The 20,412-nt window shown below is 49.9% G+C and carries 20 protein-coding genes, 1 pseudogene and 1 riboswitch; of the genes and pseudogenes, 15 read left to right on the top strand and 6 right to left on the bottom strand.

The window, feature by feature from the left end; translation table 11 throughout:
• Positions 1 to 18 precede the first annotated feature (18 nt).
• Positions 19 to 1,179 (top strand): sn-glycerol-1-phosphate dehydrogenase, encoded by a 1,161-nt coding sequence (locus ACO9K6_RS07080; protein WP_424766838.1) that lies wholly within the window; start codon positions 19 to 21, stop codon positions 1,177 to 1,179.
• Between the two features lie 78 nt (positions 1,180 to 1,257).
• Here the strand turns inward: ACO9K6_RS07080 and ACO9K6_RS07075 are convergent, their stop codons facing one another.
• Together ACO9K6_RS07075 and ACO9K6_RS07070 are read right to left on the bottom strand one after the other, a co-directional pair.
• Entirely contained in the window at positions 1,258 to 2,085 is an 828-nt protein-coding gene (locus ACO9K6_RS07075; protein ID WP_424766837.1) for an aldo/keto reductase, read from the bottom strand.
• An 18-nt stretch (positions 2,086 to 2,103) separates the two neighbouring features.
• Positions 2,104 to 3,270, bottom strand: coding sequence for an iron-containing alcohol dehydrogenase (locus ACO9K6_RS07070; protein WP_424766836.1), 1,167 nt, complete (start codon positions 3,268 to 3,270; stop codon positions 2,104 to 2,106).
• A gap of 190 nt (positions 3,271 to 3,460) precedes the next feature.
• Between ACO9K6_RS07070 and ACO9K6_RS07065 the strand changes: the two genes are divergently transcribed.
• The 9 genes from ACO9K6_RS07065 to ACO9K6_RS07025 all read left to right on the top strand — a co-directional run bounded on the left by ACO9K6_RS07065 (position 3,461) and on the right by ACO9K6_RS07025 (position 13,864).
• Positions 3,461 to 4,366, top strand: coding sequence for an ArsR/SmtB family transcription factor (locus ACO9K6_RS07065; protein ID WP_424766835.1), 906 nt, complete (start codon positions 3,461 to 3,463; stop codon positions 4,364 to 4,366).
• Positions 4,367 to 4,818: 452 nt separating this feature from the next.
• Positions 4,819 to 6,888, top strand: coding sequence for a bifunctional aldolase/short-chain dehydrogenase (locus ACO9K6_RS07060; protein ID WP_424766834.1), 2,070 nt, complete (start codon positions 4,819 to 4,821; stop codon positions 6,886 to 6,888).
• A 19-nt stretch (positions 6,889 to 6,907) separates the two neighbouring features.
• Positions 6,908 to 7,120 carry a sensory rhodopsin transducer gene (locus ACO9K6_RS07055; RefSeq protein ID WP_424766833.1) on the top strand — a complete coding sequence of 71 codons (213 nt, stop codon included), beginning with the start codon at positions 6,908 to 6,910 and terminating at the stop codon, positions 7,118 to 7,120.
• A 30-nt stretch (positions 7,121 to 7,150) separates the two neighbouring features.
• Positions 7,151 to 8,371 (top strand): L-rhamnose isomerase, encoded by a 1,221-nt coding sequence (gene rhaI, locus ACO9K6_RS07050; protein ID WP_424766832.1) that lies wholly within the window; start codon positions 7,151 to 7,153, stop codon positions 8,369 to 8,371.
• Positions 8,368 to 9,834, top strand: a complete 1,467-nt coding sequence (locus tag ACO9K6_RS07045; protein WP_424766831.1) for a rhamnulokinase — start codon at positions 8,368 to 8,370, stop codon at positions 9,832 to 9,834. The genes rhaI and ACO9K6_RS07045 overlap by 4 nt, the downstream gene beginning before the upstream one ends.
• 45 nt (positions 9,835 to 9,879) lie before the next feature.
• Positions 9,880 to 10,638 (top strand): DeoR/GlpR family DNA-binding transcription regulator, encoded by a 759-nt coding sequence (locus ACO9K6_RS07040; protein ID WP_424766830.1) that lies wholly within the window; start codon positions 9,880 to 9,882, stop codon positions 10,636 to 10,638.
• A gap of 248 nt (positions 10,639 to 10,886) precedes the next feature.
• Positions 10,887 to 11,609 carry a (Fe-S)-binding protein gene (locus ACO9K6_RS07035; RefSeq protein WP_424766829.1) on the top strand — a complete coding sequence of 241 codons (723 nt, stop codon included), beginning with the start codon at positions 10,887 to 10,889 and terminating at the stop codon, positions 11,607 to 11,609.
• A gap of 1 nt (position 11,610) precedes the next feature.
• Complete coding sequence (locus ACO9K6_RS07030) at positions 11,611 to 13,143, top strand: LutB/LldF family L-lactate oxidation iron-sulfur protein (protein ID WP_424766828.1); 1,533 nt, start codon at positions 11,611 to 11,613, stop codon at positions 13,141 to 13,143.
• The gene (locus tag ACO9K6_RS07025; RefSeq protein ID WP_424766827.1) at positions 13,136 to 13,864 is read left to right on the top strand and encodes a LutC/YkgG family protein; all 729 of its coding nucleotides are present in this window, start codon (positions 13,136 to 13,138) and stop codon (positions 13,862 to 13,864) included. The genes ACO9K6_RS07030 and ACO9K6_RS07025 overlap by 8 nt, the downstream gene beginning before the upstream one ends.
• Before the next feature lie 306 nt (positions 13,865 to 14,170).
• Here ACO9K6_RS07025 and ACO9K6_RS07020 read toward each other — a convergent pair whose 3' ends face one another.
• The 3 genes and pseudogenes from ACO9K6_RS07020 to ACO9K6_RS07010 all read right to left on the bottom strand — a co-directional run.
• Positions 14,171 to 15,076: a J domain-containing protein gene (locus ACO9K6_RS07020; RefSeq protein ID WP_424766826.1), complete on the bottom strand. Its 906-nt coding sequence runs from the start codon at positions 15,074 to 15,076 to the stop codon at positions 14,171 to 14,173.
• A 501-nt stretch (positions 15,077 to 15,577) separates the two neighbouring features.
• The gene (locus ACO9K6_RS07015; protein ID WP_424766825.1) at positions 15,578 to 15,967 is read right to left on the bottom strand and encodes a tautomerase family protein; all 390 of its coding nucleotides are present in this window, start codon (positions 15,965 to 15,967) and stop codon (positions 15,578 to 15,580) included.
• A 75-nt stretch (positions 15,968 to 16,042) separates the two neighbouring features.
• Positions 16,043 to 16,219 (bottom strand): annotated as a pseudogene (locus tag ACO9K6_RS07010) (IS1595 family transposase); the annotation flags it as partial.
• Between the two features lie 79 nt (positions 16,220 to 16,298).
• Between ACO9K6_RS07010 and ACO9K6_RS07005 the strand changes: the two are divergent.
• The 5 genes from ACO9K6_RS07005 to queF all read left to right on the top strand — a co-directional run bounded on the left by ACO9K6_RS07005 (position 16,299) and on the right by queF (position 19,483).
• Positions 16,299 to 16,820, top strand: coding sequence for a hypothetical protein (locus ACO9K6_RS07005; RefSeq protein WP_424766824.1), 522 nt, complete (start codon positions 16,299 to 16,301; stop codon positions 16,818 to 16,820).
• Positions 16,821 to 16,922: 102 nt separating this feature from the next.
• Positions 16,923 to 16,966, top strand: a riboswitch (PreQ1 riboswitch).
• Between the two features lie 146 nt (positions 16,967 to 17,112).
• Positions 17,113 to 17,781 carry a 7-cyano-7-deazaguanine synthase QueC gene (queC, locus tag ACO9K6_RS07000; RefSeq protein WP_424766823.1) on the top strand — a complete coding sequence of 223 codons (669 nt, stop codon included), beginning with the start codon at positions 17,113 to 17,115 and terminating at the stop codon, positions 17,779 to 17,781.
• The gene (locus ACO9K6_RS06995) at positions 17,781 to 18,230 is read left to right on the top strand and encodes a 6-pyruvoyl trahydropterin synthase family protein (RefSeq protein WP_424766822.1); all 450 of its coding nucleotides are present in this window, start codon (positions 17,781 to 17,783) and stop codon (positions 18,228 to 18,230) included. The genes queC and ACO9K6_RS06995 overlap by 1 nt, the downstream gene beginning before the upstream one ends.
• Positions 18,220 to 18,954 carry a 7-carboxy-7-deazaguanine synthase QueE gene (queE, locus tag ACO9K6_RS06990; RefSeq protein WP_424766821.1) on the top strand — a complete coding sequence of 245 codons (735 nt, stop codon included), beginning with the start codon at positions 18,220 to 18,222 and terminating at the stop codon, positions 18,952 to 18,954. Before ACO9K6_RS06995 ends, queE begins: the two co-directional genes overlap by 11 nt.
• Positions 18,955 to 18,985: 31 nt before the next feature.
• The gene (gene queF / locus ACO9K6_RS06985) at positions 18,986 to 19,483 is read left to right on the top strand and encodes a preQ(1) synthase (RefSeq protein ID WP_424766820.1); all 498 of its coding nucleotides are present in this window, start codon (positions 18,986 to 18,988) and stop codon (positions 19,481 to 19,483) included.
• A 66-nt stretch (positions 19,484 to 19,549) separates the two neighbouring features.
• Here queF and thiD read toward each other — a convergent pair whose 3' ends face one another.
• Positions 19,550 to 20,383, bottom strand: a complete 834-nt coding sequence (thiD, locus tag ACO9K6_RS06980) for a bifunctional hydroxymethylpyrimidine kinase/phosphomethylpyrimidine kinase (protein WP_424766819.1) — start codon at positions 20,381 to 20,383, stop codon at positions 19,550 to 19,552.
• Positions 20,384 to 20,412: the final 29 nt, after the last annotated feature.

Raw genomic sequence — 20,412 nt, 5'->3', positions numbered from 1 at the left:
CGAAATGAGGCGTGGTGAATGTCAGCACTAGTTGATAGAGTGAAGAAGCTTGCTACAGGTTTTGATGAACAGACGCTTAGATCAATTGAAATTAACCCTCTATTCATAGAATCAGGAGCGATAGATCAGGCTGCCCCCTATTTGAAGGAGCAGGGCTATAAGAGAGTCATTGTAGCAGCCGATGCCATTACGTATGAAGTTGCAGGGAAAATGCTTGAGGAAGCCATTGCGGCGCTTGGGATTGCCACGCATGTAACAATCATCATGCCTGATCGTCAAGGCGATGTCATAGCCGACGAAGCATCGATTGTTCAATTGCTGCTGGACATCCAGCAGCGGGAAGCAGAGGTCGTTATTGCTGCTGGCTCGGGAACGATCCATGACATTTCCAGATATGCGGCTTATACAGCAAAAATTCCTTTTGTATCGGTACCAACCGCGCCGTCCGTGGACGGCTTTAATTCCAAAGGTGCGCCTATCATTATCCGCGGTGAGAAGAAGACGATCGCTGCTATCGGCCCGGATGCTATTTTTGCAGATTTAGCTATCCTATCGGCGGCGCCTGCCAAAATGGTAGCGGCTGGCTTCGGCGATATGCTCGGTAAATTTACCTCCTTGCTGGATTGGAGCTTTGGCGCGGCTGAGATCGGCGAGCCTTATTCCGATGAAGTCGCAGAAATTACCCGTTTGGCTTTGAACAAATGCGTAGAGCACATCGATCAAATTGCCAGCCGAAATCCGGATGGCATTCGTATTCTAATTGAAGCGCTGATAGAGTCGGGTCTTGCGATGCTGCTTTTCGGCCAATCGCATTCCGCATCCGGCTCCGAGCATCATTTATCGCACTTCTGGGAGATGGAATATATTCGTCTCGGGCGTAGACAGCTGCTGCACGGCGCCAAGGTTGGCGTAGCTTGTGCGGAAATTTCCAAGCTTTATCATCGTCTCGCTGGAGAGGAAGGAGGTCTTGCCTTTACGGCTAATCCAGAGAAGGTACGCGCAGCCATTGCGGCGCTTCCCACGGAGCAGGATATTCGGGGCTGGCTCCGCCAGGTTGGCGGGCCTTCCTCGACCGAGGAGCTGGGCGTCAATAATGAGCTGCTCATGCGCAGCCTGCGGGAGGCGCATCATGTAAGACCGAATCGTTACACGCTGCTTCGCGCTTATAATGAGATTTGATGCTTAAAAAATAAAGAAGGGCAGTCCCAAGCAGCGTAGTTGCTGCGGAGACTGCCCTGATTTCATTTTATCATGTTATTAAAAGTCAAAGTTGTCCGGATCCGCACCAAAACGGTGATTTTGATTAAGCGCGCTAATTTGCGCGACTTCTTCTGTCGTTAACGCAAAATCGAAAATATCCGCGTTTTCCTTCAGGCGAACCGGGTTCGTCGATTTCGGAATCGTAACGACCCCGTTCTGAAGATCCCAACGAAGCACGACCTGAGCTGGAGACTTGCCGTATTTAGCACCAATCTCGGCTAGAATGCTGTGGTCAAGGTTGCCCTGCATGAGCGGGCTCCAAGCTTCGAGCTGGATATTGTTGCTTTTCGTGAAAGCAAGCAGCTCTTCTTGGGTGAGAAGAGGATGGTATTCCACTTGGTTGACCATCGGAACAATCTCGCCGGCTTCCATTACATCCTTCAGGTGATGAATTTGGAAGTTGCTTACGCCGATTGCACGGACGGAGCCGTCGCGATAAAGCTTTTCCATCGCGCGCCAAGTGTCGACATATTTGCCTTTTACAGGCCAGTGGATAAGCAGCAGATCAACGACCTCAACGCCGAGCTTCCGCCTGCTTTCTTCGAATGCGGCCAGCGTGGTTTCATAGCCTTGGTTCGCATTCCAGATTTTTGTCGTAAGGAAAATTTCATCGCGTGGAATGCCGCTATTGCGAATGGCTGCGCCGACGCCTTCTTCATTGTTGTAGGCAGCTGCTGTATCAATGCTTCTGTAGCCCGCTTCGAGAGCGGCGGCAACCGTTCTCTCCGCCTCGCCGTCATCCTTAACCTTCCATACACCAAGACCGAACCAAGGCATCTTCACGCCATTGCTAAGTACTGTGGATTCTGTAAGTGGTTTACTCATTTTTATCATTCCTCCCAATTATAGTGACATTTCTAGAATCGCATAGACATCCTGCTTCTCCAAACGCTTGAACGATCCGATTGCGCCGTAACGAACGGCTTCCTCTGCCATCCGGTCAAGCTTCTCGCTGCCGATACCAAAGTCTGCGAGACGGGATTCTGCGCCAATACGCGTGAAGAAGTCTCTTGTAGCCTGAATGCCTTCGAGCGCGATTTCCTTATCTGATTTACCTTCCGGATCAATGCCCCATACGCGAACGGCGTATTGAACGAAACGATCGACGCGCTGCTCATACACATATTTCATCCAGTTCGGGAAAATAACCGCGAGACCGGCGCCATGTGGAATGTCATAAATAGCGCTCACTTCATGCTCAATGCCATGCGAAGCCCAGTCGTTGGCCATGCCGACGCTAATGAGGCCCCCGTTAAGCGCAATCGTTCCGCACCACATCAGGTTAGCGCGTGCGGCTGCATCCTCAGGATTCGCTAGCGCGATTTCTACATTTTCAATTACCGTTTGCAGAATGGATTCGCAGAAGCGCTCCTGCAGCGGCGTATTTTCCGTTAAGCTGAAATATTGCTCGAACACATGCGACATGATGTCGACGGAGCCGTAAACCGTATGATTGCGAGGGACCGTGTAAGTAAGCGTTGGATCAAGAATTGAAAACTTAGGGTAGGTATGAAGGCTGCCGAAGGCACGCTTCAGATTTTCTTCCCAGTTCGTGACAACTGTGCTGCCATTCATCTCCGAGCCGGTCGCGGCTAGGGTCAGAATTGTGCCGAGCGGGAGCGCCTTTTCCACAACCGCTTTATTCGTGTAGAAATCCCAAACATCGCCATCGTATAGGACGCCCGCAGCAATCGCTTTAGACGCGTCAATTACGCTTCCGCCGCCGACGGCGAGAATGAAGTCCACTTGATTTTCGCGACAAATCGCAATACCTTTTTTTACAGTTGACAGCCGCGGGTTTGGTTCAATATTAGGAAGCTCGTGAACTGTGATGCCTGCATCATTTAGATGTTTGATCGTTTGATCATATAAGCCAGTCTTCTTTACGCTGCCGGAGCCGTATACAAGGAGAACTGTTTTGCCATACTTAGAGGTTAATTGGCCAACCTGATCAGCGCTGCCCTCTCCGAATACGATATGAGTCGGGTTTACAAATTGAAAGCTGTTCATCTGTTACCTCCTGTAATTATTTAGATAACTTTAAAAGTATCTAAATATTATTTTTTTGTTATGTACACGCGTTTATTTTAGTGAAATTGGGATGGAATGTCAAGTTGATGGTCATTTATCGATTGAAACGTTAACTTTTTAGTTATATAATGAATGAGTAAATAGATGGATGGATAAAGGGGAAGCAATCATGGAAATAGAAGTAAGCAGTCGAAATATGAAGTTTCTTGAATGCTTCTCATCCCATACCCGGGTTAAAATAATCGAATTATTGAATGTGCAGCCTCTTAATATAAAGAGCCTGTCTGAGGCGCTAGACATTAAGTCTCCTATTGTAACGAGGCATATCCGTATGCTGGAGGAAGCGGGGATCGTGCGGTGCGAAAGTGTAGCGGGAAAGCGCGGCATGCAGAAGATATGTTATCTGCAGCTTACGCATGCCATGCTCTTGTTTAAAGGCGTACCCGCTGTCGATGCAACAAAACGGTATTTCGTATCTCTGCCGATTGGGCATTATTCGTCCTCTCAGATTAAGCCCACCTGCGGACTTGCCTCGGAAACGCAAATGATCGGCATGTGCGACGACCCTAGATATTTCGCGGACCCTGAGCATGTTCAGGCCAGGGTGCTATGGTTTGGCTCAGGATTTGTTGAGTATCGGATTCCGAATTATATGGTCAATAATGAAAGACCGGAGTCGCTTGAAATATCGATGGAAATCTGCTCGGAGACACCTTGTACCGTTAATCATTTGCCGTCCGACATTGCATTCTTGTTAAATGAGGTGAATATCGGCACATGGACCTATCCCGGCGATTTCGGCAGCACCCGCGGTGCCTATACACCAGCATGGTGGAACAAAAACATTCAGCACGGCTTGATTAAAACGATTCGCGTTAACCGCCAGGGCTCCTTTATTGATGGGGTACAGGTGTCCGATGTTACGATCGATCAGCTCATGCTGGCTTACGACAGGGAGATTTTATTCCGCATCTCGTCCAGTGCCACAGCCAAAAACTGCGGCGGCGTAACGCTGTTTGGGAAGGGCTTCGGGAATTACAATCAGGACATTGAAGTAACGCTTCGGTGTGAGTAGGGTGTTTTAGAGACGAATAGGGCGTATGAAGCACAATGTAAATGTTTGTGAGCGGATGCCTGATCATGATGATCACGATTTCTTTCTACGAAGTGCATAAGTCATGTTTATGAATTGACCAAGAAAATGGCGTACAAATTGCCAACAATTTGTGCGTCATTTTTTCTGTTTATAAAGCTTTTTTTATTTTTTAAAGCTGCTCAAGAAATGCAAGTCGATGACCGAACGGATCATTCAAATAGAAACGTTTTACGCCTTCGTCCTCACCTGTTTCATCATCAATGACCCGAATAGTATGGAAATTCATAAATAAACCTCCTATAAGATTCGCTTGTTTTTGTTTATGTCGGAAATTTTATTTCCGTTTTTGTTTGAAATATATATATTCAAAAATAAACAAATGTGATACGATCGATTCAAATGAAAACAAAATATTATTCGGAGGTATATTCATGGTACAAAGCTTGTGGAATAAGGAAGAAGCATCAAGGCTTGAGGTCGGCTTGGCAGAGCTTGTATACCGCTCGAACATAATAGGAGCGGATCGCCGCGTCTGCAATTACGGCGGCGGCAATACGTCGACCAAAACGATTGTGAAGGATTTCCGCGGCCGGGATATTGAAGTGATGTATGTGAAGGGCAGCGGCTCTGATCTGGCAACAATGAAACCGGGTAATTTCACAGGCCTTCGTATGGATGATATTCGGCCATTGTACGAGCTTGAAGAGATGCCTGATGAGGAAATGGTTGCTTACTTGGCGAACTGCATGATCGATGCCAAGCACCCGCGTGCTTCCATCGAGACTTTGCTGCATGCCTTCCTTCCATTTAAGCATGTGGATCATACCCATCCGGATGCTATTATCAGCCTTTGCTGCGCGGATAATGGCAGAGCGCTTGCGAAGGAAATTTTCGGTGATCGATTTGTGTGGGTGCCTTATGTACGCCCTGGCTTCAATCTGTCGAAAATGATTGCGGAAGGCGTGCTTGCCAACCCGAACGCGGAGCTCGTGCTCATGGAGAAGCATGGCCTTGTTACTTGGGGCGAAACGTCTGAGGCATGTTATGCGCAAACAATCAAAATCATCTCTGAAGCGGAAGCATTCATCGAGGCGCGGATCGACGAAGCCAAGCTGTTCGGCGGCGCGAAGTATGAGGTGCTCGTAGAAGATGTGCGCAGAAGCATAGCTGCGCAGGTGATGCCAACGATTCGCGGCGCGGTAAGCGATACGAAAAAAATGATTTTATCCTTCGATGACGAAGCGGACGTGCTTGCTTTTGTCAGCGGTCACAATTCGCCTGAACTATCCCAGGTTGGCGCGGCGTGCCCAGACCATCTCGTGCATACGAAGGTTGTTCCGCTATTTATTGATTGGACTCCTAATGCAGAGGATATCGATGGTCTTAAAGAGAAATTATTAGCGGGAATCGCTGTGTACAAAGAACAATATAAGGCTTACTTTGAACGCAATAAAAACGAAGGCGACGTTATGTTCGAAGCTGCTCCGCGCGTGATCCTCATCCCGGGTATCGGTATGATCAATACAGGAAAAAGCTGGGCAATGTCGCAGGTTAGCGGAGCGCTCTATCACCGTGCGATCGCCGTCATGCGCGGCGCGACGGCGCTTGGCGATTTTGTGTCGCTGAGCGAGAATGAATCCTATAACGTGGAATATTGGCCGCTTGAGCTGTACAAATTGTCGCTCGCTCCAGCAGAAGCGGAGTTCTCCCGCAAGGTTGCTTTTATTACAGGCGGCGCAGGCGGTATTGGAAGCGAAACGGCACGCCGACTTGTATCGGAGGGTGCTCATGTTGTGCTGGCTGATCTTAACCTGGAAGGCGCTCAGAAGGTAGCTGCAGAAATTAACGAGAAATACGGGGAGAACCGTGCGACAGCTGTTAAAATGGACGTAACGAGCGAGGAGCAGGTTGCTGCGGCATACGCTGACATCGCTCTTACTTATGGCGGCGTTGACATTATCGTGAACAATGCGGGACTAGCGACCTCAAGCCCTTTCGATGAGACTTCATTGAAGGAATGGAACCTGAACATGAACGTGCTTGGAACAGGCTACTTCCTGGTCGCGCGAGAAGCCTTCAAATTAATGAAGCAGCAGAGTATTGGCGGCAACATGGTCTTTATCGGCTCGAAAAACTCTGTTTATGCCGGTAAAAACGCTTCTGCCTACAGCGCGGCAAAAGCATTGGAAGCCCATCTTGCCCGCTGTATCGCGGCAGAGGGCGGCGAGTTCGGTATCCGCGTAAACACGATTTTGCCGGATGCGATACTGCAGGGCTCAGCAATTTGGAACGGAAGCTGGCGCAATGAGCGCGCTGCGGCATACGGCATTGAGCCGGATCAGCTGGAAGAATATTATCGCAAGCGTACAACGCTGCTCGTGAACATCTATCCGCGTGATATTGCGGAAGGCATTGCTTTCTTTGCTTCATCCAAAGCGGACAAAACAACCGGCTGCATGCTGACGATCGACGGCGGCGTGCCCGCGGCATTCACTCGATAGAGTAGAGGAGCGAATAGTTATGTTTCAAGCTCGAGGGGAAAAGCATTGGGTTATACCGGACGGATATATTCCGCCGGACAGTACGGGGTCGCTAACGAGCCATGAATCGGTCGGCGTTCCTTACGCCATCGAGGTGCTAAGTGATATTCCGATCATTGTGCAATACAGCAGGCTCGATTCGACACAAGCGGAGAACACGCTTATGTCCACAATCGCTTATCCAATTCAATAAATTATTTTCATAGATGAAAGGGTGTTTGGGATGTCCGACCGAGCATATGCGTTTTTTGAGGAGCAGCAGAAGGCAAGAGGCATTGATGTAGAAGCAGTAAAAGCGAAATTGAAAGCGCTAAAAATTGAAACGCCTTCATGGGGCTACGGCGATTCCGGTACCCGCTTTAAAGTTTTCCAGAAGGTAGGCGTGCCCCGAAATCCATTCGAAAAATTCGAAGACGCTGCCCAGGTACACGGCTTGACAGGTCTCGCTCCGTCTGTTGCGATTCACATTCCTTGGGATAAAGTGGAGGACTACAGCAAGCTGAGAAGCCATGCCGAGAGTCTTGGGCTATCTATCGGTGCGGTGAATCCAAATCTATTTCAGGATGAGGATTATATGCTTGGCAGCGTAACGAACGCTGATGAGGCTATTCGCCGCAAAGCAACGGAGCATCTGCTGGAGTGTGTGGACATTGCGAAGGAAACCGGTTCTCGTGATCTTAGCCTTTGGTTCGCAGACGGCACGAATTATCCGGGCCAAGGGAACATCCGCAAGCGCAAGGGCTGGATGTTTGAAGCGCTCTCAGAAATGTACAAAGCGATGACGCCTGACATGCGGATGCTGATTGAGTACAAATGCTTCGAGCCTGCCTTCTACCATACCGATCTCGCGGATTGGGGCATGGCATATAATATGGCGCAAAAGCTGGGACCGCAGGCGGAGGTGCTTGTTGATACCGGCCATCACCTGCCAGGCGCGAACATCGAGCATATTGTGGCTTATTTGCTTGATGAGAAACGTCTCGGCGGCTTTCATTTCAACAGCCGCAAATATGCGGATGACGATCTCATTGTGGGCTCTGTTAATCCCTATGAGCTATTCTTAATTTTCTATCAAATTTTAAGCGCTGCGGGAGACTCGGATGCGGGTGTCCGCAAAAACGTTGAAAATATCGCTTATATGATCGATCAATCCCACAACATTGAGCAAAAAATTCCAGCGATGCTTCGTTCCGTGCTGAACGTGCAAACGCAGTTCGCGAAGGCGCTGCTCATTAACCATGAAGAAGTAGAGGCGGCTGCTGAAAATAATGATGTTCTGGGCGCAGAGGATGCCGTCCGCCGCGCTTTCGAATTCGACGTGACGCCGCTGCTTCACGCGATCCGAGAAGAGCAGGGCTTGCCGCTCGATCCCATGAAGGCATATTTGAGCAGCAGCTACGGCAAGGATATTCTTGTGAGAGGCAAGGGCGGTGCCAGCTGGTGACGATCCTCGCTTATGATCTCGGGGCGAGCAGCGGAAGGGCGCTGCTCGGCCGATTGCATGAAGGCAAGATCGAGGTTGAGGAGCTGCACCGGTTTGCAAACGATCCGGTGCAGCTCGGAGACCGGCTTCAATGGGATATTTTGCGGCTGCTCCATGAGCTGAAGCAGGGCTTGCTGAAGGTTAAGCATCGTGATATTAAGCTGGAAAGCATCGCCATTGATTCGTGGGCGGTCGATTTCGGTCTCATCGGAAGTAACGGCGAGCTGCTTGGAAATCCTTACCATTATCGCGATCATCATACCGATGGGGTTATGGATAGGGTAATGCAGGAGCTGTCGGCTTCTGAAATATTCGGGAAGACAGGCATTCAATTTTTGCCGTTTAATACCATTTATCAGCTTGCTGCTTTGAAGCAGGCCGACTCACCCTTATTGCGGGAAGCGAAGCATTTTCTGATGATACCTGATTTGCTTCGGTACTTTCTGACTGGAGAAATGTTCAATGAGTTTTCGAATGCAACGACGACGCAGCTATTTAATCCGGTTGCTGGAGGATGGGATGAACAGCTTATACGCGCGATCGGCATCACGCCTGAGCTGTTCGGCAAGGTCGTTCAGCCAGGCACGCAGGTGGGTCAGCTTCGCTCGTCCCTATGCGAGGAATTGAACATGGAGCCTGTTCCTGTGTTTGCGGTTGCTGAGCACGACACGGGATCAGCGGTTGCGGCGGTACCGGCACTCGAGCATTCATTCGCTTTTCTTAGCTGCGGTACGTGGTCGTTGATGGGAACAGAGGTTAGTGAGCCGGTCATTAACGAGCTGGCTCAGGAGCTGAATTTTACGAATGAGGGCGGCGCTTACGGCACCTTCCGCTTGCTGAAGAACATTATGGGGCTGTGGATTTTGCAGGAATGCAGACGTTCGTGGGAGCGGGCAGGAAATTCATACAGCTTCCCCGAATTAGTTAAGCTGGCCGATGAAGAGAAGCCGTTCGCTGCTTTCATTGATCCTGACGATCCGATATTCCTTCATTCAGGGGACATGCCGGCTAGAATTGCTGAGTATTGCTTGCGCTCGGGTCAGGCTGTGCCGGTGGGCGAGGGAGCAATCGTGCGCTGCATATTGGAAAGCTTGGCGCTCAAATACCGACATGTGCTTGAATTGACGGAGCAGCTATCCGGTCATTCGTTCAACGGTCTGCACATGGTAGGCGGCGGTATACAAAACACATTGCTTTGTCAGTGGACCGCGAATGCGATTGGCAAGCCGGTATGGGCGGGGCCTGTAGAGGGCAGCGCGATCGGCAACATGGTCGTGCAGTGGATAGCCAGCGGCAAGCTGGCGGATATATGGGAAGCGCGTGAAGTCATTCGCGAATCCTTTCCGGTTGACGTGTATGAACCGGAGCAGCATGAACAGTGGGAGAGCGTTTACGCAGCTTTTAAAGAGAAGACAGGCATTTAAGCGCTCGCTGCGCATTCAAATCTATAAATATGAAAGAGGTACGCTATGCTGGTTGCGGAACGATACGACAAAATTGTACAGCTGGTTAATGAGAGAGGCAGCATTAGAGTAACGGAGCTAAGCGAGCAATGTCAGGTTACCGAGGAAACGATTCGGCGCGACCTTGACCGCTTGGAGCAAGCCGGACGATTGCGCCGCTCCCATGGCGGTGCGGTTAGCGTGAAGGATCAGCAGCCGGAAATTCCTTATTTCGAGCGAGAGGTCACGCAAGCCGATGAGAAGAAGCGAATCGCCGAGGAAGCGGTTAAGCTGATTAAGCCAAAAGAGCGCATCCTGCTTGATGCGAGCACGACGGCGTGGTATATGGCGGCAAGCATGCCGGATATACCGCTCACTGTGCTTACGAATTCCATAAAAGTAGCGATGGAGCTCAGCAGCAAGGGGAAAATCGAGGTGATTTCAACCGGCGGCATATTAGCTTCACGCTCGTTGTCCTATGTCGGACCGCTGGCAGAGCGATCTCTCGATGCGTATCATGTTGATAAGGTATTTTTCTCGTGCAAGGGTGTTCATCTGGAACGCGGCATTAGCGAATCGAATGAGCTCCAAGCACGCATCAAGCACAAAATGGTCGGTATGGCGGATCAGGTCATCCTGCTGGCCGATTCCAGCAAGTTCGGCGTGCAGGCGTTCACGCATGTAGCCGATCTGAGCGATGTCGATGCGATTATTACGGACAGAAGATTGTCTCGCGAGCTGCTGACGCAGCTTCAGGAGAAACAGATTACCGTAACGACGGTTTAGCTAACTTACCGGTAGTATTTGATTCGTGCTTCGTCTGATTTTAACGAAACTAAAACAAGTTATCCAGCAACCTGATCTGACAAGATGTTCCCACACGAGGTGCATACTTTATACTTGATTATCGCATAGCACAAAACGGAGCGATTCGAGCGCAGCATCATGTAAATCAAGCGCGTCGTTCCTTTTTTCGCTTAACCTGTCTGATAACCTGTTATAAATTAAATCATTGTAATGAAAGGGGTACAGGGATGAAGGTTTCGTTATTTATTACCTGCTTGAGCGATGCGCTGTATCCGCGCGTAGGCGAGGCGATGGTGCGTTTGCTTGCGAAGTACGGCGTCTTGCTGGAGTTTCCGACGGTGCAAACCTGCTGCGGTCAGCCTGCTTTTAATAGCGGCTATTGGAAGGAAGCAAGAGATTCGGCGAAGACGATACTCGATGCTTTTGAGGACAGCGACTTTGTCATTTCACCCTCTGGCTCCTGTACCGGCATGATACATCACTATCCGAAGCTGTTTGAGGATGATCCGATTATGCTCGCGCGGGCAAACAAATTACACAGCAAATCCTATGAGTTTACGCAATTTCTTGTTCAGGTGCTGGGCGTGACAGACGTTGGAGCGGCTTTTCCGCATAAGGTTACCTACCATCCATCCTGTCACGGCAGCCGAATTGTTGGCATTAAGGATGAGCCGCTCGCGCTTATTCAGAATGTGAAAGGGCTTGAGCTTGTACCTCTGCCTTTCGCAGAGGATTGCTGCGGCTTTGGCGGTACGTTTGCGGTGAAGATGGCGGATATTTCCGGTGCAATGGTGACGGAAAAGGTAGATCATGTGCTGGAGACGGAAGCCGAGGTGCTGGTCGGTCTCGATATGGCGTGCTTGCTCAACATTGCAGGAAATTTGCACTATCGCAATGAGCCTGTAAGAGTGATGCACTTGGCAGAATTGCTTTATGAAGGGGTGCAGTAGCATGGGGGCTGGAGCGAAGACAGAAGCAACGGTCAAAGCGAGAGCGGAGCTTGCGCTAAATGATGAATTTCTTCGCAAAGCGGTGCGTTTCACGACAGAGCGGCTACGCAACGGAAAGAAAAAGGCATCTGAGGAGCATGGCAACTGGGAGGAATGGCGGGAGCGCGGCAAGCAAATTCGTCTTCATACCATTGCTCATCTTGATTATTACTTAAATCTGTTCGTCAATCATGCGCGGGCAAACGGTGTGCATGTTCATTTTGCCAATACGGGTGAGGAAGCGGTGAGGCTGTCTCTCGGCATTGCCGAGCATGCGTCGGCGAAGTCAGTTGTGAAATCGAAGTCGATGGTGTCGGAGGAGCTGCATCTCAACCAAGCGCTCGAATCGATCGGCGTTGAAGCGGTGGAAACGGATCTCGGCGAATATATTATTCAGCTGGCAGGGGAGATGCCATCGCATATCGTTATACCTGCGATCCACAAGAATCGATACCAAATTGCGGAGCTATTATCGAAGGAAGCGGGCTACGAGCTGCCGCCGGACACGACCGCTTTAGCAGGCTTCGTTCGGAAGAAGCTGAGGGAGAAGTTTCTGGAGGCCGAGATTGGCATGACCGGCTGCAACTTCGCAATTGCGGAGACGGGTTCCATGGTGCTATTCGAAAATGAAGGCAATGCACGTATGGTGACGACGGTGCCGAAGACACAAATTACACTGATGGGGATGGAGCGTATTATTCCTTCCTGGGAAGATCTTGAAGTGATGGCCACGCTGCTGCCTCGCTCCGCAACAGGCCAGAAGCTGACGATGTATATGTCGGGCATTACGGGACCGCGCCGCGTGAAGGACGCCGACGGACCTGACGAAATGCACATTATTATAGTAGACAACGGACGATCGCTCCAACTCGGCGACCCCGAGTTTCAAGAGCTGCTGAACTGTATTCGCTGCGGAGCATGCTTGAATGCATGCCCGGTATACCGCCACATTGGCGGCCATGCTTATGGCAGCACCTACAGTGGTCCGATTGGCGCAGTACTGACGCCCTCGCTTAATAAAAATATCGCGGAGTGGGATGACATCGCGAGTGCCTCAAGCTTATGCGGCGCTTGCTATGAAGCATGCCCTGTCAAAATTCCGCTGCATGATATGCTTGTCTACCTGCGCAGGCGCAAGGTGGAGAGCGGCAATGGCAGCAAGCTGGAATCGATCGGCATGCAGGGCTTTGCAACTGTGATGGGCAGCTCCGCCCGCCTCGGGGGTATGCTCCGACTGGGCAAGCTGGGACAGAAGCTAGTCGTCCGAAGCGGCATGATTAAAACCAAGCTAGGACCGCTCAAAGGCTGGAACACCTACCGCGTAACGCCGAGTCTTCCAAAGGAATCGTTCCGCGACCGCTGGGCGACGCTCGATCAGGAGCTGAAGCAAGGCCTCAAGGATGTGGAGCCATCGATGCAAAATCGGATGGAGGAGCTGGTTCGAAAGCGCGAGCAAGAGCAGAAGGAAGGCAAAGGAGGGCACGGACATGGCTGATCATACGCATAAGCAGTGGCTGGATAAGCTGGAGGCGGAATCTCGCGTGAAGCAGGAGCTGTTCATGAACGATATTGCAGCTAAGCTGAGGCATCCGAGAATGTTTGAGAAGCCGCTCCATCCTTTCCGCGGCGCCCCGGATTTTTGGAAGGAGTTCGAATGGACTGAGGAGGAGCGAATTAAGGAGTTCACGGACAATTTTCTCTCTGTCGGGGGCCATGTTGCCCGTCTTCAAACGATGGACGATGCGAAACAATTCATCGTACAGAAGGCTGAAGAAATGAGCGCCAAATACGTTATTCATCAAAATCAGCCTGAGCTGGCTGCTCTTGATCTGGAAGCAGCGCTGTCCGATTCGCAGGTGACCGCGTGGAATACCGATTCGGAGCAATACTGGCGCGCCCGAGCGGCAGAAGCGGACTTCGGCATTGTCATTGCTGATCATGCAGTCGCCTATACGGGGTCGGTAACTGTGCTTTCAGCGGAAAATAAAGGCCGTTCCGTCAGTCTGCTGCCTACCGTGCTGATGATTATCCTTCCTGTTGAGCGGTTGAAAACAAGGCTCGGAGAGGTGCTAGTCCAGTTCGATGAAGCTGGACGCGAACAGCTGCCGGCGGGTATTCATTTCATATCAGGACCCAGCCGTTCCTCCGATATAGAGAATGATCTGACGATTGGCGTCCATGGACCTGGCATTGTTTATGCGCTTCTTGTTGGATAAAGGATGATAAAATTGCCATGCTTATAAAGTGTTTATTGCACGTGATGCAGCCCGAGCTGTTCATGATTGGAGGTGCAGCACCATACCGCTGCTAGATGTGGAGAAGCTGTCGAAGCGCAATATTGCAATGATTTCAGAAGGGCTAGTCCTATAGAAATCGAGTGCTTTTATCAGTCTCTAATCATAACATCAACGGTGTGAAAAATCGGATCGTAGAAGAAAAAATAACTCTGAGAATTGGAATTGAAAAAGCCAGCCCTTTGCTATCAACTTGAATTGATGGCAAAGGGCTGGCTTGATTAAAAACTATTCCTTCGAGGTCTTCAAATACTTCTTCATAAAAGCCAACGCTTTATCCGGTCTTTGGCTATCGACACGGATGGCGATAATCATGTCCTGATAATAGATCGGGAGATCGTTGACGATGGCGGTCTCGCCCAGATCGATACCATATACATGCTCTTGAGTATCGTCCTCCGTCTTCAGCATAAGCGCATCACCGTCCTTCAGTAGCGGCTGGAGCTCGCCTTCTGCTGCTTCATCGAGCTTCAATAGTATGCCCTGCATACCGATCCATTCAAAAATACTCTTGTCCATAATATACACATCTGGTTTTTCTGTTGCCAGCTCAAGCACGGCTTTCTGCAAATAGGCAAATTGCGCTGCATCATCCTGAGGAACGAAGGTCACCTTCGTCACGAACCGTTTCCAATCAGGAAACGCGGTCAAAAGCGCGTTTTCCAGAGGCTCATCCTTAGGCGCTTCTTCCTTCAGCATGAAATTGCCCATGAAAGCCACATCCAAGTCAACAGGCGGCAGATTCGCAAGCCGCTCCTGCTCCGCACGATAATCGATGAAGCTGATAATACCATAAATAATAAGTGCTACCGCCGCAATGGCGCCAATCGTATGAAACTTGTAATAGCGCCAGAAATGGTCCATTTTCTGAGCTTTTCCCGCCATATTCTTGTACTTTCCGTATTCCTGCTCGTTGAAGGCTTCCGTTACCTTGCGGTCCTCATGCTCCAAAATCAGCCGATACGCTTGCGTAATCTTCGCAAAGGAAGCCTCCGCGTCCTCCGCGTTTTGATCCTGCTGCTTCGATCTGGAGCGCGCTTGACGCATAAGCGTCGTATAACGCTTCTCCACTTCCTCCTTGGCTGCAAATTCGGGCAGCCCCATTGTCTGATAGGCTTGTTTCAATTCCTCCACCATTTCACCTCAATCAGTAAGTAGATCGTGCATAATACCTATCTATAAGTATACGGAATTATGTGCTTAACGCAAATTTTGTCAGAATGCAGGGATTGAGGCTTGCACGGGTCTGTTTTTTGAACAAACAGGTCGATTAATTGGCTTTATATTCGAATACGTTCTGTTATGCTAAAATAAGCCAAAAACTAGCTTCTTCAAGGGCAGTGATAACATAAGGAGTGAGTTTGGCCTATCAAACGCATAGGAAGGTGCTGCAATGACTCGATCTCGCTGCGAAAAGTAAAGCGTTGTATGAGGAGCTTGGGGATGAGCCGTCGAAGGCGCGCAGGATGAAACGCATTTCCAAGAGCATGGCGGCATATTGGTCGCCGGACTCGTAGCCGAGGGTATTCGCGAGCTTGGCTTGTCACCGCTTACCTTATTTTTAAGGCTCTGTTAAAATTTATTGTTGATTTCATATGAAAGTAAAGAGCAGCCCTTTTCGGCTGCTCAACATTTTTAAACATTCACTTTATAGTTTAATTGCAGTTCGTCTGCGGGCACTCCCCTGATTCCCCAGTTTTGTATTGGGGTTTCAAAAATCGTAATTTCAAGGTCATTCGGCGTAATACCCACATATTCGCCAATTCGCTGGAATAACAGATTAATTAGCTGTTTTTTAGCCTCTACTGACCTTCCCTCAAAAATACTGACTTCAATGATTGTATACGCATCTGAACGACCATTTGCAAAAATAAAGTCTTCTTTCTGCATTGGGAAAAACCGATGGAACCTTTTGTCTGGAGGGAATTGAAAAGCATCAACTACACAAGAGTGGATTACCTCCGAAAGGTTTTCCTTAATAAGATTCAACTTCTCGTTAACCCCATAAACTTTAATTTGCGCCATTTTCTCAGCTCACCTTTCTATACTCAACTCTGCTCAACTCTAAGAATATTATAAACTTTTCCAGCCCCTTTGTCGTTAACTTGCCCAATTTAAAGCTGACAAACGGATACTATTAAATATTTCGGGCATTTCAAAAGCAAACGAAGAAATAAGCATATCATTGATGTTCTGTTTGCTGCTTTCATGTCCTCGACTGTCTACAAACAAGAACCATACAAGGTAGTTGTCGAGGTACTTTGTAGCCACTCGACTTATACGTTCCAACGAAGAGCGGCTCTATTTTCTGTTATAATAGCTGCAACAACATAGCAGGATAAGCGAGGGAGGCATCATGTTTGACCCGACAGTATTTGAAAATCTGAAGGTAGCCTTTGAGAATCAGCTTTATGACTTAGACAATCTGGACCGAAGAATAGACATCACGAATCGCCGGGATCGGCTTGAGCTGGCGGTGATGTCCAGAGAGTTCGCGCTGCAGTTTGCGCTGGCGGATCGCAGCGGCGTCACTGCAGAGATACAGCTGCGTGCGTCGCTTAAGGATCTGGCAGCCGAAATTTTGGAGCTGAAAGGAGAAACTCCGGCATGTACGCTGCGACTGCGCTTTTATATGAAGATAAACGATGTGCAGCTTTCTTGCGAGCAAGCAGAGCAAATTCTCCAGCGGGTTTGGCAGCCGGATACGGCGCCAACCCAAACGATCAGCTATGTTCATGGCATGTCGCCGCCTGTTTATTCGAATACGATCGAGCTCAGCTTTAATCGTAAAATTACCGAGGAGCAAATGGAGGATTTGCCAGAGCTCATCGAGCATATGCTGCTGTCGCTTGAACAGCTGCAAGAGATTGCGCTGTAAAAAACCTTTCTGTTCCCATCCTGCGTTCACTGTGCTATAGTACTAGATGATGAACAACTGAAGAAGAAATTCCGGTGTCTCGTGCTTAGACATGATGGGCTTCCGGGAGAGGTTCGCGAACTCCCTCTATAAAAAACTATGCAAAACGATTGTCCCGTAAGGAGACATCGTCGTTTTTGCGTTCGGCGCGAGGAGGGCTTCACCGCTTCGCGCTGTTTCTTTGGTTTTTTTTAGCGAGCAAAGAAGGAATTCGGGCAATCTCTGTCTTCTCATTCAAGAGAGGAAGAAGAGCATGAAAAAAGATAAAGCAATCGTTGTATTTAGCGGCGGCCAAGATAGCACGACATGCCTTTTCTGGGCGATGGAACGATTCGAGGAGGTTGAGGCTGTTACCTTCAACTATGGACAACGGCATATGCAGGAGCTGGAATGCGCAGCGAGCATTGCGGCTGAGCTCTCCATCAAGCATCATATTCTCGATATGTCGCTGCTGGGCCAGCTGGCGCCGAACGCACTCACTAGAAATGATATCGCCATTGAACAAAAGGAAGGCGAGCTCCCGACAACCTTTGTCGACGGACGCAATCTGCTTTTCCTCACCTTCGCAGCTATTCTGGGCAAGCAAATTGGCGCTAACCATATCGTCACTGGCGTGTGCGAGACGGACTTTAGCGGATATCCCGACTGCAGGGACGTTTTTGTAAAATCGCTGAATGTGACGCTGAATCTATCGATGGACTATCCGTTTGTCATCGATACGCCGCTCATGTGGTTGAACAAAGCGGAGACGTGGGCGCTGGCCGACGAGCATGGGGCGTTCGATTTCGTGAGGACGCGGACCTTAACCTGCTATAACGGCATCGTGGCCGACGGCTGCGGACAATGCCCAGCATGTCTGCTGCGCCAAAAAGGGCTAAACGATTATTTGACAATCCGCGACAGTCAGGAGGCGGACTCCTGATGCTGCAGCAAATTTATCCAGCCGTTAATCATCCTTTTCAATATGAGCTTAATAAAGATTTCCATTTTGCTGCGGCTCACTATATTCCTGCGGAGGAAGCGGGAAAATGCCGTCAAATGCATGGTCATACGTATTTTGCAAACGTAACGATAGCAGGCGACGAGCTCGATTCGGCAGGCTTTCTCGTAAACTTCGGCATCATCAAAAAGCTGATCCACGACCGATTCGACCACACCGTGCTGAATGATGACACATCGAACTTCAGCGATGACAATCCAGCGCTTTTCCCGACAACCGAGGTGGTGGCTCGTACCATTTGCGAGCTTGTGCAGAAGCATTTGGACGGTGTGACAAACGGCGCGCAGTGCGTACAGGTGTATTTGCGTGAAACGCCGACGAGCTATTGCATTTATCGTCCTAAGCGGAAGGCGGGATCGCATGACGACTAGCGAGAAACGAATCCCTGTTATTGAAATATTCGGGCCGACCGTGCAAGGAGAAGGCATGGTGATAGGCCGCAAAACGATGTTCGTGCGCACGGCAGGCTGCGATTACAGCTGCTCCTGGTGTGATTCCGCCTTTACCTGGGACGGCAGCGCAAAGGACGATATTCGCATGCTGACGGCACATGATATTGTGGAACAACTTAAAGAAACCGGGGGCAGCACGTTTGAACATGTGACGATATCCGGAGGTAACCCGGCACTGCTGCCGCAGCTTGGGGCGTTAGTCAATCTTCTTCATGAGGAAGGGATGAGTGTCGCGCTGGAGACGCAGGGTAGCCGCTGGCAGGATTGGTTTTGGAGCATCGATGAGCTGACGCTTTCTCCCAAGCCTCCAAGCTCCGGTATGAAAACCGACTGGAGTATACTCGATGACATTGTCGGTAAGCTGAACGAACGCTCGAGAAGCTTTTCCGTAAAAACGGTCGTGTTCGATGAGATCGACCTCGAATATGCGACATTTGTTCATTTGCGGTACCCGCAGGTTCCATTCTACGTGCAGGCAGGCAACGCCAATCTGCAGGAAACGGAGCCGAACCGTATGCTTCCGTACCTGCTGGAGCGCTATGAGTGGCTGATCGAGCGCGTCATGCCTGATCCGGATTTGAAGCGGGTGCATGTGCTGCCTCAGCTTCATACATGGGTATGGGGCAATAAGAAGGGCGTTTAACACCTATAAAACAAGAAGGGCGGAAGCTACCATGGAAGGCAGAAGCAAGGAAGAGCTGAGCGGCATAACGCTGCTCGGCAACCAAGGAACCTCATATTTATTCAATTACACGCCGTCCGTGCTGGAGGCGTTTGATAATAAGCATCCGAATCGGGATTATTTCGTTAAATTTAACTGTCCGGAATTTACGAGTCTTTGTCCGATGACGGGGCAGCCGGATTTTGCGACCATCTATATCTCTTACATCCCCGACCGCAAAATGGTCGAAAGCAAGTCGCTCAAGCTGTACTTGTTCAGCTTCCGTAATCACGGCGATTTTCATGAGGACTGTATGAATATCATTATGAATGATCTCATCGCGCTCATGAATCCCCGTTACATCGAGGTTTGGGGCAAGTTCACGCCGCGCGGCGGCATTTCCATCGATCCCTACTGCAACTGGGGTCAACCCGGCACTAAATATGAGTCGATGGCGGAGCACCGTCTCATGAACCACGATCTTTACCCAGAGAAGGTCGACAATCGCTAGCATTTGAAAGAGCACTTGAACGATGCCGCAATCGGCAGCTCAAGTGCTCTTTTTTTTTTTGAGCCATCAGACGCGAATTCGACGATAAGCGAAATGATTCGTCGGTCCATGTCCGCCGCCAATGCCGAGCTGATCCTCGATCGCCGCTTGAATGAAGCTTTTTGCGGTTTCAATTGCTTCCGTTACGGTTTTGCCGGCTGCCAGCCCGGCTGTTAGAGCGGCTGAGTAGGTGCAGCCGGTGCCATGAGTATGGCGGGTATCGATACGATCGCTCTCCATATAAGTGAAGCGATCGCCGTCATACACAAGATCGACGAGCCGGCTGCCCGTATCGTGTCCGCCTTTGATGACGACATATCGCGAGCCCATTTGAATCATTTGCTTTGCCGCTTCCTCTCGGTCGCTTAGTGTGCGGATTGCCATTCTCGTAAGCAGCTCGGCCTCCGGGATATTAGGAGTTGTGACTAGCGCGAGCGGCACCAAATGCTTTATTAGTGATTGAATAGCAGTCTGCTGAAGAAGAGGAGAGCCGCCTTTGGCGACCATGACGGGGTCGATCACCAGATTTCTCCACTGATATAAGGCTATTTTGTCCGCGATCAATTGAATGATTTCAGCGCTGTACAGCATTCCTGTCTTGACTGCATTAGGCGTCAGGTCCTCGCCAATCGAATCTAGCTGCATGCTGACCGCCTCAGCCTCCATCGGATATACACCTTGCACGCCTAGCGTGTTTTGCGCAGTGACAGCGGTTATGACGGACATGCCATATGCGCCAAGCTCCTGGAATGTTTTCAGATCCGCTTGAATACCTGCGCCGCCGCCGCTGTCCGAGCCGGCTATTGTCAATGCTTTATGTGCAGTTTCAACATTTTCGTTTGTATGGATTAGAGTCGCCATGGATGTTCTCCTCCGTTTATGTCTCTACA

The organism is Paenibacillus praedii, assembly GCF_049725345.1.
Lineage (GTDB): Bacteria > Bacillota > Bacilli > Paenibacillales > Paenibacillaceae > Pristimantibacillus.
This window is presented reverse-complemented; position numbering and strand designations above follow the sequence as displayed.

What these genes read in the sequence shown, in the direction of transcription:
- ACO9K6_RS07080 (WP_424766838.1), top strand. Translation starts at nt 19, where the DNA reads ATGTCAGCACTAGTTGATAGAGTGAAGAAGCTTGCTACAGGTTTTGAT.
- ACO9K6_RS07075 (WP_424766837.1), bottom strand. Translation starts at nt 2,085, where the DNA reads ATGAGTAAACCACTTACAGAATCCACAGTACTTAGCAATGGCGTGAAG.
- ACO9K6_RS07070 (WP_424766836.1), bottom strand. Translation starts at nt 3,270, where the DNA reads ATGAACAGCTTTCAATTTGTAAACCCGACTCATATCGTATTCGGAGAG.
- ACO9K6_RS07065 (WP_424766835.1), top strand. Translation starts at nt 3,461, where the DNA reads ATGGAAATAGAAGTAAGCAGTCGAAATATGAAGTTTCTTGAATGCTTC.
- ACO9K6_RS07060 (WP_424766834.1), top strand. Translation starts at nt 4,819, where the DNA reads ATGGTACAAAGCTTGTGGAATAAGGAAGAAGCATCAAGGCTTGAGGTC.
- ACO9K6_RS07055 (WP_424766833.1), top strand. Translation starts at nt 6,908, where the DNA reads ATGTTTCAAGCTCGAGGGGAAAAGCATTGGGTTATACCGGACGGATAT.
- rhaI (WP_424766832.1), top strand. Translation starts at nt 7,151, where the DNA reads ATGTCCGACCGAGCATATGCGTTTTTTGAGGAGCAGCAGAAGGCAAGA.
- ACO9K6_RS07040 (WP_424766830.1), top strand. Translation starts at nt 9,880, where the DNA reads ATGCTGGTTGCGGAACGATACGACAAAATTGTACAGCTGGTTAATGAG.
- ACO9K6_RS07035 (WP_424766829.1), top strand. Translation starts at nt 10,887, where the DNA reads ATGAAGGTTTCGTTATTTATTACCTGCTTGAGCGATGCGCTGTATCCG.
- ACO9K6_RS07030 (WP_424766828.1), top strand. Translation starts at nt 11,611, where the DNA reads ATGGGGGCTGGAGCGAAGACAGAAGCAACGGTCAAAGCGAGAGCGGAG.
- ACO9K6_RS07025 (WP_424766827.1), top strand. Translation starts at nt 13,136, where the DNA reads ATGGCTGATCATACGCATAAGCAGTGGCTGGATAAGCTGGAGGCGGAA.
- ACO9K6_RS07015 (WP_424766825.1), bottom strand. Translation starts at nt 15,967, where the DNA reads ATGGCGCAAATTAAAGTTTATGGGGTTAACGAGAAGTTGAATCTTATT.
- ACO9K6_RS07005 (WP_424766824.1), top strand. Translation starts at nt 16,299, where the DNA reads ATGTTTGACCCGACAGTATTTGAAAATCTGAAGGTAGCCTTTGAGAAT.
- queC (WP_424766823.1), top strand. Translation starts at nt 17,113, where the DNA reads ATGAAAAAAGATAAAGCAATCGTTGTATTTAGCGGCGGCCAAGATAGC.
- ACO9K6_RS06995 (WP_424766822.1), top strand. Translation starts at nt 17,781, where the DNA reads ATGCTGCAGCAAATTTATCCAGCCGTTAATCATCCTTTTCAATATGAG.
- queE (WP_424766821.1), top strand. Translation starts at nt 18,220, where the DNA reads ATGACGACTAGCGAGAAACGAATCCCTGTTATTGAAATATTCGGGCCG.
- queF (WP_424766820.1), top strand. Translation starts at nt 18,986, where the DNA reads ATGGAAGGCAGAAGCAAGGAAGAGCTGAGCGGCATAACGCTGCTCGGC.
- thiD (WP_424766819.1), bottom strand. Translation starts at nt 20,383, where the DNA reads ATGGCGACTCTAATCCATACAAACGAAAATGTTGAAACTGCACATAAA.